Source organism: Mycobacterium ulcerans subsp. shinshuense, from assembly GCF_002355775.1.
Taxonomy (GTDB): domain Bacteria; phylum Actinomycetota; class Actinomycetes; order Mycobacteriales; family Mycobacteriaceae; genus Mycobacterium; species Mycobacterium marinum.
Window position 1 is genome coordinate 1698698 of the sequence record NZ_AP017624.1, and the last position, 13355, is coordinate 1712052.

At 65.8% G+C, this 13355-nt stretch carries 8 protein-coding genes and 3 pseudogenes; 5 read left to right on the forward strand and 6 right to left on the reverse strand.

What is annotated here, in order from left to right; translation table 11 throughout:
- Positions 1–121 precede the first annotated feature (121 nt).
- Positions 122–1585 (reverse strand): annotated as a pseudogene (locus SHTP_RS07835) (protein adenylyltransferase SelO).
- Between the two features lie 79 nt (positions 1586–1664).
- On the opposite strand from SHTP_RS07835, the gene SHTP_RS07840 reads away from it, so the two are divergent.
- The 3 genes from SHTP_RS07840 (at position 1665) to SHTP_RS07850 (ending at position 3495) form a co-directional block, all read left to right on the forward strand.
- Positions 1665–2063: a DUF4267 domain-containing protein gene (locus tag SHTP_RS07840; RefSeq protein ID WP_012393410.1), complete on the forward strand. Its 399-nt coding sequence runs from the start codon at positions 1665–1667 to the stop codon at positions 2061–2063.
- A gap of 8 nt (positions 2064–2071) precedes the next feature.
- The gene (locus SHTP_RS07845) at positions 2072–2899 is read left to right on the forward strand and encodes an LLM class F420-dependent oxidoreductase (RefSeq protein ID WP_096370243.1); all 828 of its coding nucleotides are present in this window, start codon (positions 2072–2074) and stop codon (positions 2897–2899) included.
- Positions 2900–3108: 209 nt separating this feature from the next.
- Positions 3109–3495 (forward strand): DUF2750 domain-containing protein, encoded by a 387-nt coding sequence (locus SHTP_RS07850; RefSeq protein WP_012393412.1) that lies wholly within the window; start codon positions 3109–3111, stop codon positions 3493–3495.
- Positions 3496–3516: 21 nt separating this feature from the next.
- On the opposite strand, the gene SHTP_RS07855 is transcribed toward SHTP_RS07850, so the two are convergent.
- The 5 genes and pseudogenes from SHTP_RS07855 to SHTP_RS07875 all read right to left on the reverse strand — a co-directional run bounded on the left by SHTP_RS07855 (position 3517) and on the right by SHTP_RS07875 (position 10857).
- Positions 3517–5328: a sulfatase-like hydrolase/transferase gene (locus SHTP_RS07855; protein WP_096370244.1), complete on the reverse strand. Its 1812-nt coding sequence runs from the start codon at positions 5326–5328 to the stop codon at positions 3517–3519.
- Entirely contained in the window at positions 5321–5770 is a 450-nt protein-coding gene (locus SHTP_RS07860; RefSeq protein ID WP_096370245.1) for an SRPBCC family protein, read from the reverse strand. The genes SHTP_RS07855 and SHTP_RS07860 overlap by 8 nt, the downstream gene beginning before the upstream one ends.
- Before the next feature lie 113 nt (positions 5771–5883).
- The gene (locus tag SHTP_RS07865) at positions 5884–7557 is read right to left on the reverse strand and encodes an amidohydrolase (RefSeq protein ID WP_096372377.1); all 1674 of its coding nucleotides are present in this window, start codon (positions 7555–7557) and stop codon (positions 5884–5886) included.
- 63 nt (positions 7558–7620) lie between these two features.
- Positions 7621–9044: pseudogene (locus tag SHTP_RS07870) on the reverse strand (phytoene desaturase family protein).
- A pseudogene (locus SHTP_RS07875) lies at positions 9041–10857 on the reverse strand (DUF3556 domain-containing protein). The pseudogenes SHTP_RS07870 and SHTP_RS07875 overlap by 4 nt, the downstream one beginning before the upstream one ends.
- Before the next feature lie 191 nt (positions 10858–11048).
- Here SHTP_RS07875 and SHTP_RS07880 point away from each other — a divergent pair.
- Both SHTP_RS07880 and SHTP_RS07885 read left to right on the forward strand, forming a co-directional pair.
- On the forward strand, positions 11049–12326 hold the full coding sequence (locus SHTP_RS07880; RefSeq protein WP_096370246.1) for a PucR family transcriptional regulator: 1278 nt from the start codon (positions 11049–11051) through the stop codon (positions 12324–12326).
- 108 nt (positions 12327–12434) lie between these two features.
- A complete protein-coding gene (locus SHTP_RS07885) occupies positions 12435–13352 on the forward strand; it encodes an HpcH/HpaI aldolase/citrate lyase family protein (protein WP_096372378.1) in 918 nt (305 codons plus the stop codon).
- The last annotated feature ends 3 nt before the right edge of the window (positions 13353–13355 follow it).

Consider the following 13355-nt stretch of genomic DNA (forward strand, 5'->3'; position numbering starts at 1 on the left):
CGCGGCATTGCTCAGTTGGGTTCAGCCAGGCCCAGCCAGGTGCGGCCGGGTACGTGCAGACTAGGCGTTGGCGCGACCTGGCCGGGTGCAACGCCCGAGAATGTGGCGTCCGCGGCGGGCTTCAGGTGCCGCAGTAGGTCCGGTAGGCGCCGAAATCCTCGGGCGCCGGGCCGGCGTAGCGCTCGAGCCCAGGCCTTTCGACATAGGGGTCCGTGACCGCATCCAAGAGCCGGCGGAACGGATCGAGGTTGCCGTCGGTCGCCGCGGTCAGAGCCTCCTCGACGAGATGGTTGCGGGGGATGTAGATCGGATTGACTCCGTCCATCAATTCGGCATCCGGCCCCAGGTTCTGCCAGCGTGACAGCCAGTCGTCGAATCCGCTTGGGGCGTCAAACATTGCGCGGGCCGCGCCGCCATCTCCACGGGCCGCTGCCGCCAGGTGCCGGAAGAACGAGGTGTAGTCGACCTGGCCCTGCCGCAGGAGCTGCAGCAGCTCGTCGGCCAGGGGCTTGACCACCTCGGCCTCGGTCACCGCCGGCAAGCCGAGTTTGGCTCGCATACCGGAGCACCAGACGGCGTCGTAGCGGGTGCGGAATACCCCGAAGGACTTCTCGGCGAGGGCGATGCCCTCCTGCATGTCGTCGGCGAGCAGCGGCAGCAGGGCCTCGGCAAAGCGGGCCAGGTTCCAGCCCGCGACGACGGGCTGGTTGGCGTAGGCGTAGCGGCCCCAGTGGTCGATCGAGCTGAACACCGTTTCGGGGTCGTAGGCCTCCATGAAGGCGCACGGCCCGTAGTCAATGGTTTCGCCCGAGATGGTCATGTTGTCGGTGTTCATCACCCCGTGCACGAACCCGATCAACATCCAGCGCGCCAGCAGTGCGGCCTGGACCGCGACCACCTCTTCGAACAGCGCGAGGTAGGGGCGCTCGGCATCCGCGGCGCCGGGGTAGTGGCGGGCGATGGCGTAGTCGGCGAGGCGCCACAGCAACTCGACGTCGCCGGTAGCGGCCGCGTACTGGAAGCTGCCCACCCGCAGGTGGCTACGGGCGACCCGGACAAGCAAGGCGCCGGGCAGTGGTGTCTCGCGCTGAACCTGGCGCCCGGTACCCACGACGGCCAGGGACCGCGTTGTCGGGATGCCCAACGCGTGCATCGCCTCGCTGACGATGTATTCGCGCAACATCGGCCCAACCACGGCCAGGCCGTCGCCACCGCGGGCGAACGGGGTGCGCCCGGAGCCTTTGAGGTGAATGTCCTACAGGCGCCCATCGGTATCGGCGATCTCGCCGAGAAGCAGGGCGCGGCCGTCGCCCAACCGCGGGACGAACCCGCCGAACTGGTGCCCGGCGTAGGCCTGCGCCACCGGAACCGCTCCGCTGGGTAGCAGACTGCCGACCAGGAACCGGACTCCTTCGGAACTGCGCAACCACGTGGAGTCGAGTTTGAGCTCGCCCGCCAACGGTTCGTTGAGCACCAGCAGCCGCGCGTCTGGCGGCACCTCGGCCTGCCAGCGAACGGCCAGCTCCGGCAAGTCCCGCAAGAAGTGGCTTTGCAGAGCGATGGTTAGATCCGGTGCAGCGCTCATCACACCAAGCCTACGGACGGGTCAGCCACTCGGGCGTGTCCATTCCCTGTCGGATGATTACCTCCTAGGCTTGCGTGCCATGTCGATCGATCGTGCCGCGCTGGTTGCGGGCAGTCTGCGTTGTGCCTCCGGTATCTCATTTCTCGTCGACCCGGTACGGGCGAACCGGCTTTGGGGTGCGGGTGCGCAGGAGTCGTCGCCGACGGCGCGGCTGCTGTTGCGGTCGATGGGCTATCGCGACGCCCTCATCGGAGGGCTGCTGGCGACAGCTGCGGTGCGCGGCAAGAACACCCGTGGCTGGTTCCTGGCTTCGGCTGGCGCGGACGCAGCCGACCTGCTCGGCGGGATCAGCGTGCATGACGAGCTGAAACGGCTACAGCAGATCGTCGCCCTCGGCGGCGCAGTCGTCGGTATCGGAGTGGGGCTCTGGGGTGCCGCGCGGCCGGCCACCGAAGCCAGTGCGTCCCAACTCGGGTAGGAGCAAGCATGCGTGTCGGAGTCCTGAGGTTTGTCACCGATGAAGGCATCGGCCCTGCGGAGCTGGGCGCGGCACTCGAAGAGCGTGGGTTCGAGTCGCTGTTCCTCGCCGAGCACACTCACATCCCGGTAAACAATCAGAGCCCGTATCCGCCCGGCGGGCCAATTCCGCGCAAGTATTACCGCACGCTGGATCCGTTCGTGGCGTTGACGGCGGCGGCGGTGGCGACCGAGTCACTCGTCTTGGGCACCGGCATCGCGTTGATCCCCGAGCGGGATTCGATCGTGACGGCCAAAGAGGTGGCATCGCTGGACGTGGTGTCCGCCGGGAGGTTCTGCTTCGGTGTGGGTGTGGGGTGGCTGCGAGAAGAAGTCGCCAATCACGGTGTTGATCCGGCGGTGCGAGGACGGGTCACCGATGAGCGGCTGGGCGCGATGATCGAGATCTGGACCCAGGACAACGCCGAATATCACGGGAAATATGTCGATTTCGACCCAATTTGCTGCTGGCCGAAGCCGGTGACCAAGCCCCATCCGCCGCTGTACATCGGGGGAGGGCCGGCAAGCTTTGGCCGCATCGCCCGCCTAGGTGCCGGATGGATCGCGATTAGCCCGTCGCCGCAGCTGTTGGCCGGTCCGCTCGAAGAACTGCGCTCGCTGGCCGGTGAGGACGTGGCGGTGACGGTGTGCCTGTCGGATGAGACGAAGGTCAGCGACCTCGAGGGTTACCTGCCGCTGGGGGTCGAACGAGTCCTGCTGGGATTGCCGACCGAGCCTCGCGACCAGACGTTGCGATATCTTGACCAGATGGAATCCGAACTGGTCCAGTTGGGATAAGACCGCAACCCAGTCAAGTGTGGGGGCAGGCCTCTTTCTGCGCAAAGTGGTTGTGGTTATTCAGATTTCGTGCCGATACCCGGATCTGGACGGGATCTGTAGCCGTGATGCGCCGAAAATTATTGTAATTTGCGTAATTTCGGTCATTCATGCTGAATTGTGCTTATATTGCTTGACTTTCGTCGGGATCGGCGAGCTAGGGTGGTGGCGTGAATCTCCACTTGAACGCGGACCTGCAAGCCCGCTATCACCGCTTCGTCGAAAGGGTGCGCACATCAGGCGAACTCTGGGTGCTGATTGGACCCGAGGCGCGGGGAGCGTGGGTCGAATCGAACCACTACGTGACCGAGGACGACGAGCCCATCCCCGTGCATCTGGTCTATTCGGCTGCAGCCTATGCGCGCCAGCACGCCACAGGGGCGTGGGCGGCATACGAGCCGGCGGCGTTGGAGCTGGACCAGTTCCTGGCCGGGCCGCTTCAGCACATGCACCAGAGCGGCGAGATGCTGGGCCCCGACTACAACGCCGATCTCGCGGGAGTCGAGATCGAGCCCATCGACCTGGCCCGTGCCCTGCTGGGGGAAGAGCAGCCGTAGCCCGCGCAGTGGAGCCGTTGGCTAGCTCCCGATTCGGCCCAGCAGCCGACGAATCGGGCCCTGCGACTCACCGGTCTCCGGCTGTCGATTGGCATAGGGCCACGGCTGGTTGCGCTCCGGCACCGACGAGGCCCGCTGCTGTTTGAGCTGCATCCGCAGATGCTGACGCAGCTCATGCAACTCGGGGTCGGTCCAACGATTGTCGGTCTCGATTGGATCGGCAGTCAGATCGTAGAGTTCCCACTGGTCGTCCACCGGGTCGGTGCGATAGGTCTCGCCGCCCACACCGTTGCTGGCCAGGTGACGTACCCCGGGCTCGGTCCAGGTTGCCGGGTCGTCAAAGGTGCGCACCAGCTTCCACAAGTGGCCGGCGCCTCCGGGGGCGTCGGAGTCCTCGACCCGCACCACCAGCCCTTCGAAGTTGGCGGCCACGTGCGCGGGCAGCTTGATGCGCAGCGGCGCTGGGGGATTGACCGTGCGTCCCAGCTGTCGGGACAGCAGCGATGCGCCGGTGTCGCCTTCGAGCACGTTGTCGCGTGTCATCAGGTAGATCGCTCGATCTTCGTCGGCGGGGGCCCCGTCGACCACCGCCATCAGATCCCGACCGGGCAGCGGGTGCACCTCGGTGAATGATTCGGCAAGGTTTGCGGCGACGGCCTCGGTGTCGATGCCGGCCGCGCTAAGCAGCGTCGGCACCAGGTCGACGTGCGATGTTGGGGCCGAAACGGTGCGTGCCGTGGTCGCCTCATTGCCGACTCGGGCGATGACGAACGGAACCCGGGTGGCCTCGTCGTAGAGGTTGAACCACTTCTGATGCAGCCCGCCATGAGCCCCGAGCAGATCACCGTGGTCGGATGTGCGGACCAGGACGGCGTTGTCGGATCCGCCCTCGGTCACCGCGCGGCGGACCCGGTCAATCGGCCCGTCGTTCTCGGCGTGCAAGCGGTAGTAAAGATCGCGGTAGCGCTGCGCGTTGCGCTGGTAGGTGCGCTTGATCGCCGGTGCCACGCCGTATCCGGTGTAGTACGCCTGCCGGAATGCGATCTGTGCGGCCGGCTTTGTTCTCAGGTCCTCGTCGGCGGTGGGTGGTGCCGGCACATGTGGGGGGTCTAGGTGCGACGGCTTCAACGGGCCGAATCGCACCCAGGCCGGGAACAGCACCACGTCGTGCGGGTTGATGAAGCTGGCCACCAGCAAGAACGGACGCAGCGTCGCTTCGTCGCCGGCACGGCGGCGCGCATAGCGGTCCTCGAGCCACGCAACAACTCGATCGGCGATCAGCGGGTCACGACGGAAACCGCTGTTCGCGTTGCCCGCGCCATGCGGCTCGGGGCCCACCCAGCCGGAAAAGCCGTACGGGCCGAGCGGGTCGGCGTCGAGGTAGCGCTGTACGGCCGCCGGGTCGATCTCGCCGTCGTCGTCGTTGGTGGCCAGCGAGAGGCCGGTGTCGGGGTCTTCCAAATCGGCATGCGAGATGTGCCATTTGCCGTCGTAGTGGGTGTCATATCCCGCCGCGCGGAACCAGTTGCCCAGAGTCGGTACCTCGCCCGCCCGCAGCCAGCGCAGCCGGGAGTCGTCGAACCGTTTGCCGATGCCATCGGTTTGCGTGACACCGTGCAGGTCGGGGTACTGGCCGGTGAAGATCGTCGGGCGACTCGGCACACAGGCCAGCGATCCTGTGTAGTGCCGGGCGAAACTCACCCCGTGTTCGTCGAACCAGCGACGGCCGGTGAGGGTGCGCTGCCGCCAAGCCAGGACGTCGGCCGACTCGTAAGGGGGAACCGCGCGCTCCTCGTCGGTCATGATGATGACGATGTCGGGGCCCTCAGGCATGCGTTTTCTCCAATCGGCTCGCCAATCCGGCAAGCATCGCGTCGGACTGCTTGGCCAGCACGCGCAGCGCAACCCGCTCCGCCATCTGAGCCAGCCGGCCGGTCCCGACCTCTACCGTGCTCGTGAGATCCACGATGGTGGCGTTACCGCTTCGGCGCAACCTCCAGTGGTTGGCGACCTTGCGGAGGCGGTTGGGTAGGCCCTCGATGTCATAAGCCAGCGAGGTGGGCGGGTCGAACGCGGTTATGCGTTCCACCAGGGTGTTGCGGCCCACCTGTACGCGGCGGGTGGTGCCCACCGGCTCCCCGTCGGGGCCCTCATTCAACACGCACGAATGGTCGATGCCGTCAGCCCACGTGCTCAGGGCGCCGAAGTCGGCGAGTACGTTCCAAATCGCCTGCGGCTCGGCCACTATGGTCCGGCTACGGCTGATATCTGCCACTCAGCCATCCAACACTATGCGGCAGGCTCGCGCGCCAAGTTGGTATGTTCGCGTCCTCGACGCGGGACGCGGCCGCCGTTGCCCGGCCGGGTCGGCGATGCGGCGGCGCGGGGTCACGATGGCAGTGATCGGACCTGCCCCTCGAACACCGTTCCCCAAATGGGGAGGTCTTTGAGGCCGTCGACGCCGACCTGGTAGGGGTCGTCGTCGAGGACGGTGAAGTCCGCGTACTTGCCGGCGCGGATCGATCCGAGGTCGTTTTCTTTGCGCATGATCCAGGCGGCGTCGATGGTGATGGCCCGCAGTGCGGCGTGCAGGCTTATCCGCTCCTGCGCGCAGTTGAGGTTGCCGTTGATCGTGATCCGTCGGGCCGCGACCCAGGCGAGGGTCAGCGGGGCCAGTGGCGCCATGGGGCAATCGGAATGCAGGCCGAACGGGACGCCGAGGCGTTCGAGTGATCCCAGGCGCACCAGCTCGGCGCCGCGGTCGCTGCCGAGCCATTCCGAACTGTAGATATCGCTGAGTAGGTAGTGGTAGTAGGGATTGGCGGAGACCACCATGCCCAGCTCCCGCATCTGCAGGTTCTGTTCCTCGGTGGTGTAGCCGAAGTGTTCCAGGACGGTGCGGTGACCGATCCGGGGATGGATCCACTGCAGGTGGCGTACCAGGTCGATCAAGGCCTCGGCACTGAGGTCGCCGACGGTGTGGGCGTGCAGTTGGTAGCCCTCCCGCCAAAAGACCTCGGCCCAGGTCCGCGTGACTTGCAGCGGGGCCATCCACATCCCGGTGTGGCCGTCGAGGTAGCCGGGATACCCGAACTGGGCCATTCCGCTGAAGATCGCACCGTCCATCATGAGTTTGAAGTGGTGGTCAAACCCGACTCGTCCGGAGGTCATTTGCGCCCACTCCGCGACAACGGCCACGGCCTCCTGCGGGGTGACACCGCGGGCCAGGAAATCAGAGATCAACGGGGTGAGCACGATCCTGGACGGTGCGTCGATCTCCCGCGAGATCCTGTTGATCAGCCGGATCTCGTTTTCCGGATTGCCCATGCTGCCGACGCCCATGTCCAGACAGGTCGTGACGCCGGCTAGGTGGACCATGCGGAAGAAGTTGGCCATGCCTTCCCCATACCGGGCGGGTTCGAACAGGAGTTGCGGCAGGCGGCTGGCGCCGACCAGGGCCATTGCGCCGTTCTCCCAGAAGCGTCCGCGCTCCCAGTCCACCTCGGGAAGATCGGCGAACTGCTGCTCGCTGAGCCCCATCCAGTCGATCGCGCCATCGTTGGCGATCAATTCATGGAACGACCGGTGCCAGAGGATGACGGGCCGGGTTCCGAACATCGCGGTCAGCTCGGGGCGCCCGATCGGCCCGTGCCAGAGCGGGTGGTAGCCCCAGGCCACGAACGGCACGCTCCAGTCCGGGTGGGCGTCGACCAGTTCCCGCAACCGCGTGCGGAACGCGTCCGGGGTCGTTGCGCCGGCAAAACGTCCGGTCGGCAGGTTCCAATCCTCGGGAGCGAGGAACGGAAACTGAGTAAGCACCGCAGGCAATGAGGGGTGCACGTGCGGGTCGATGAAGCCGGGAAGCGCCACCTTGTCGGACAGCCGCTCGTCGACCACGTATTCGTGGCGATTCAGCCAGGGGCGCATCGAGTCCAGCGAACCGACGGCGACAATCCGGCCGTCGGCCACCGCGACCGCGGAGGCCTCCGGTAGTGAGGGCGTCATCGTCAGCACCTTGCGGGCCGGGAAGACAGTGATCGGATGCGTGGGGCCCTCGGACATATGGCCAGCTTGCTCCACGGGCTCACCCCAGCGGTACAAATCAACGAAATCGGCGGCCGTCGGCTATTTCAGTTCCGCTAGAGCTAGTTTCGCCGCATTGGCGCCACACATGCCATGGGCGCCCGGCCCCGGCGGCGTCGCGGCCGAGCAGATGTAGGTGCCCGGCACCCCGGTTCGATAGGGCGACAATGTCACCCGCGGTCCAAAGGTCAGCTGGCGGATATCTTTGGCGCCCGTCATGATGTCGCCGCCGACGTAATTCGGGTTATATCTGGACATCTCGGTGGTGCTGCGGACGGTCTGCCCGACGATGTGCTCCCGGAATCCGGTGCGAAACGCTCGATCTGCGCGATGATCGCGGCGGTGGCGTCGCCGGTGTAGCCGTTGGGGACGTGTGCGTAGGTCCACAGCGGATGGATATTGCCGACCGAGCGCTCAGGATCGGCCAGGTACTGCTGCCCGACCAGAACGAATGGTCGTTGTGGCATCCGTCCGGCATGGACCTCGCGTTCGGCGGCGGCGAGCTCGGCGTAGGGGCCTCCCAGATGCACCGTCCCCGCCCGGCGGGCCTGCGGGTTGGTCCATGGTACGGCGCCCTCGATGGCGAAGTCGACTTTGAATGCGCCTGGCCCGCGCCGAAATTTGTTGTAGGCGCGGGCAATCCGCCCGGGCTTCCGGTCGCCGAGGATGCCGGCGACGGCGTCCGGCGCGAGGTCGAACATGGTCACGTCCGCCGGTGGCAGCTGCGATGCCGTCTGTACCCGTACGCCCGTTTCGATCTTGCCGCCCAGCTCGTCCAACGTTGCCACCAGCGCGTTGGTGATTGACTGCGAACCGCCGGCCGCTACTGGCCAGCCGTGCCGGTGGCCTGCGGTGATGATGCCCAGGCCGATGGCTGAGGTCATCGGGTAGTGCAGTGGCCGAAACGCATGCGCGGCAACGCCTCCGAACAATGCCCGGCCCTGGTCGGTGCGAAACAGCCTGGCCAGCACCGAGGCGGGAAGCACCGTCGGTGCACCGAACCGGGCCAATGTGATCGGGTGCCCGGGAATGCTCAGCAGCGGACCCATGATGTCCTCGGCCAGCATGTCGAATCGTTGCGAAGTCCAATCGAACAGGGCCCGCCATCGGCGACCATCGACGCCCAACCCGTCGGCCGTCTGGCCTACCGAACGGTGCAGCACGCCCGCGCTGCCGTCATCGAGCGGATGCACGCAGTCGATATCGGGCAGCAGCCAGCTCAGGCCGTGGCGGTCCAGGTCCAGGCCGGCGAGGAACTCCGAGCCGACGGCCATCGGATGGATGGCCGAACAGTGGTCATGCACCAGGTCGGGCACGATGGCCTCGCTGCTGCGGGCACCGCCGCCCACCTCCTCGGCGGCCTCGAGAACGGTGACCTGCAGTCCGGCTTTGGCCAGGGTGATGGCGGCGGCGAGCCCATTGGGCCCGCCACCAGCCACGATCGCGGTCTGCGATGCACCTTTCATGCCAGCGCCCCATGCTCGCGGTCCTGCCCGTCGCGGATCCGTTCCCGCCTGCCGCCGAGCGACCAGGTCACCTGCGTTGGGATCGGGCCGTTAGGCAGCCACGGTTGCTCGGCCACCGCATCGGCAACCTTCCAGGTGCCGCGCTCGAGCACGCCCAGGGCCGCGTCGATGACCTCGTAGTGCTGCACCTTGCTGCCCCAGGCCTGCGACTCCACCCATACGACGACGAGTTCACCGGGCTCGAACGCGGCCTGTGTCTGCATCGCCGCGATCAGATCTTCGTTGTGCAGGTGACCGTCGCCGAAGTTGAACCCGATCAACGAGTTGCAGATGAACTCGCCTTCCCGCACGGTGCGGGTGTCGATGTCGGGCAGGTTCTTCAGCAGCACCGAGAACAGGCCGCGGCCCTGGCTGTGCATGCTGCGCCAGGCGATCGAGTGCTGCATCGTGATCTCCGCCCACTGCGGCTCATAACCGAAGTCGATGAACTGGTCGAGCTGGTTCTTCGACGACCGGGTGACCTTGTTGAGTTTGTGCTCGGTGCCCGGAGCGAAGGCCCATACCGCGGAGGCCCAGTTGCCGGCGTATTGGCGCATGGACGGCAGGAAGGAGACCTTGTCGGGCCGGAAGTTGCCCAGGATCGGGAAGAACAGCAGTGCGGCGACGATGGCGGCCAACAGCCATGGCGACGACATGGAGGTCACGCCGTAGCCCTGCCAGGCCGGGAAGCCCAGGAACAGAAAGATCGTGGCGTAGGCGAACAGCACGTTCCATTCCAGCGGGACCGCCAGCGGGAACGTCGAAATGATGAACAGGTGGAACGACACCATCAAGGCGGCGGCCGCCAGGGTCAGCCACTTGTTGGTGGAGAACAACAGCGTCAGCGGGGCGAGGACTTCTACCGTGGTGCCGGCGGCGTGGGCCATCAGCTCGGCAAGCCGAGACGGGCGCAGGTCCCGCGGAAAATTGCGGTAGTGGGCCCGCTTGAGCCACCTGAACGCAATGGCCGGGCTGTTGCTCACCATCGGGGGGATGACGTTGGCGAAATGCTTGCCGAACTTGGATGCGCCGGCGCCCACCCATACGACAACGATCAGTAGCTTGAGCGCGATGATCATGTCCGCGAAGTTCGCGAATCCCAGCACCGCGAAGAAAAACATCGCCGGCAGATACTGCTCGCCGCGGGCGCCCAGGAAGATCGTCTTGTCGCGCAGTCCCACCAGGACCAGCAGCACCATCGGCGCGATCAGCAGTGCGGGACTGACCAGGCCGGATGTGTTTCCGGGAAGCGCCGCCGACAGCGAGTCACTGGGCACGCCGGGCGAAAACAGCGCAACCGCCACACTGACCAGCAGGGCGACATAGAGCGCAACGTCCAACAGAGTGCGCCGGTCGCCCTTGGTGAACGGCACCCATTTCCATGGCCGCAGCCGGATGGTGCCGGGGCGGGTCCAGAAACGAATGCCGCCGGTCATCGGCTTGATCTTGCCGGCGAGGGGCCCCAGGAACCGGCGACGCCAATGGATTCCAGCAGCACCGTCCACAGGATGACCTTCTGGTACACAATCGGTTGGTTCTACCACGCGGCCACGTGCCAGAAGGCCGGCAGCCCTGAGGTCAACGTGGCAACGATGACCCCGCCGAGCGCGTAGCCGAAGATGAGCTTCAGGATGTAGATGGCATGCACCATCCGCGGCGACGGGAACCCGTATTCCACCCAGCTCTGGGCGAGGATGCGCCCCCGCTCCATCAGCGGTTTGCGCAGGAATGTGTCCGGATCAACGTCGGGAAAGCGTGGTTTGAAGAATCCCATCGCAGTGGCTCCTTGATTCATTGAAACTTGTTTGGTCAGGTCGAAGGTGGATCGGGACACCGTACGAATCAGGTGATGTGGCCCACACCGTCTCGACCGGATGAAATTGCTTGTTCGCACTGTCCTGGGAGGACAAAAGCACCGCTAAGACCCGGTTCTGTCGGACCCGTCAAGACGTCTAGTGTCGGTTCATGGCGGAACGAAACCGCACCGACGACGCGGTGGTCGGCAAAATCGTGGTCGAGGTCGTGTACCGCCTTAGCGCCCAATTAGCCGAGGCGACCGCATCGATTCAAGGCACCCTGGAACGCGAAATCGTCGAGCTGCGCGGTGACGTGCAACTGCTGGACCTTCTCCACGCCAGCGTCGAGGGAAACGTGGCCGCGGTGCTCAACGCGATCCACTACGACATTCCGATCGAGCGCGTTGAGTCTCCGACAGCGGCGCTGGAGTACGCCAGGAGGTTGGCGCAGCGGGGGGTGCCGGTCAATGCGCTGGTGCGTGCCTACCGGCTTGGTCACAAAGAGATGCTGGAGCGAATCATCGATGGGGTCCAGGAAGCGGGCGCCGATCCCGCGCTGAGCCTTGATGTGTTCAACCGGATCTCCGAGGTCACCTTCAACTACATCGACTGGATCTCGCAACAGGTCGTGGCGGCCTACGAGGCCGAACGCGACCGGTGGCTGGAAAACCGCAGCCGAGTCCGCAATGTCCGGATCGCGGAGATTCTCGATGGCGGCGACATCGACACCGACGCGATGACCAAGTCGATTCGCTACCCGTTGCGAAAGGTGCATCTCGCGCTCGTCTTGTGGTTCCCCGATGACGCGACCGACGGTAACGAGTTCGAGAGGCTGGAGCGGTTCTTGGACGAACTTGCCGAGCACCTGGGTACGGGCAATGCGCTGTTCGTGGCCGCGGATCGGATCACCGGGTGGGGGTGGATCCCGTTGCGGGCCAATGATGCTGGCCTGACCGGGCGGGTCCGTCGCTTCGTCGCGGGCCACACCGATGCGTCGCACGTCGCATTGGGCCAGGCGTTGCCGGGCGTCGAAGGGTTCCGGCGGGCGCACCGTCAGGCGCGAAACGCACACCGTGTTGGTGTCGCGGTGGGTGCATCCGCGCCGGCGGTCATGGCGGTCAGCGACGAGGGACTGTCCGCGGCCGCATTGATGGGTGCGGATCTGCCGGACGCCGGGGCCTGGGTGCGCGAGACCCTGGGCCCGTTGTCCACCGATTCGGACAACGATGCCGTGCTGCGCGAGACGCTTCGGGTCTTCCTGCGCGAAGGGGGTAGTTACAAGGCGGCGGCCGAGCGCCTGCACCTGCACTACAACTCGGTCAAGTACCGGGTTGCCCGGGCGGTCGAGCGTCGGGGCCGGCCGATCGACGACGAGCGGCTCGACGTCGAGATGGTGCTACTGGTCTGCCAGTGGTTCGGCGCGGTGGTGCTCGGCCCCGAGCGGTGAGGGTGCCGGCGCCGTGGGTACAGGTCGTTGGAGGCAATCGGTGGCGTTACCGCTACGGTTTAGGTAATACGCCCGACTAATAGAACGAAGATGGCGGCAGAACAAGCAATGTACGAACAGGTCAATAGCTACGTCGTGGATCCTGCCGACGTGGGTTCACGCATCGACCCAGTGCTGGCCCGGAGCTGGTTGCTGGTCAGCGGCACGCATGCCGACCGATTCCAGGCCGCGTCGCATTCTCGCGCCGACATCGTCGTGCTCGACATCGAGGATGCGGTCGCCCCCAAAGACAAGGGCAGCGCTCGCGACAATGTGGTGCATTGGCTCGGTGACGGCAATGCCGACTGGGTTCGCATCAATGGCTTCGGCACCCCGTGGTGGGCCGACGACATAGCCATCCTGGCTGGCAGCTCGGTCGGTGGTGTCATGTTGGCGATGGTGGAATCGGTTGACCATGTCACCGAGACCACCAGGAGGCTGCCCAACGTGCCGATCGTGGCATTGGTCGAGACGGCCCGTGGCCTGGAGCGCATCACCGAAATCGCGTCGGCCAAGGGCACCTTCCGGCTGGCTTTCGGCATCGGTGACTTCCGCCGGGATACCGGCTTTGGCGAAGACGCCACCACGCTGGCGTACGCGCGGTCACGATTTACCATCGCGGCCAAGGCGGCCGGCCTGCCGAGTGCGATCGACGGGCCGACCATCGGTTCCAACCCGCTCAAACTCATCGAGGCCAGCGCGGTCTCGGTGGAGTTCGGGATGACGGGCAAGATCTGTTTGTCGCCGGAGCAGTGCGCGGTGGTGAATGAGGGGCTGTCCCCGTCGCAAGATGAGATCGGCTGGGCGAAAGAGTTTTTCGCCGAGTTCGAACGCGATGGGGGAGAGATCCGAAACGGCTCCGACCTGCCGCGTATTGCCCGCGCAACCAAGATCCTGGATCTGGCGCGTGCCTACGGCATCGAGGCCTCTGACTTCGAGGACGAGCCGGTGCACTCACCCGCGCCAACCGACACCTATCACTACTAGTCA

Bases quoted from the DNA above. Each gene is read 5' to 3' on its own strand.
- SHTP_RS07880 (WP_096370246.1), top strand. From the start codon at position 11,049: ATGGCGGAACGAAACCGCACCGACGACGCGGTGGTCGGCAAAATCGTG.
- SHTP_RS07855 (WP_096370244.1), bottom strand. From the start codon at position 5,328: ATGCCTGAGGGCCCCGACATCGTCATCATCATGACCGACGAGGAGCGC.
- SHTP_RS07885 (WP_096372378.1), top strand. From the start codon at position 12,435: ATGTACGAACAGGTCAATAGCTACGTCGTGGATCCTGCCGACGTGGGT.
- SHTP_RS07845 (WP_096370243.1), top strand. From the start codon at position 2,072: ATGCGTGTCGGAGTCCTGAGGTTTGTCACCGATGAAGGCATCGGCCCT.
- SHTP_RS07840 (WP_012393410.1), top strand. From the start codon at position 1,665: ATGTCGATCGATCGTGCCGCGCTGGTTGCGGGCAGTCTGCGTTGTGCC.
- SHTP_RS07865 (WP_096372377.1), bottom strand. From the start codon at position 7,557: ATGTCCGAGGGCCCCACGCATCCGATCACTGTCTTCCCGGCCCGCAAG.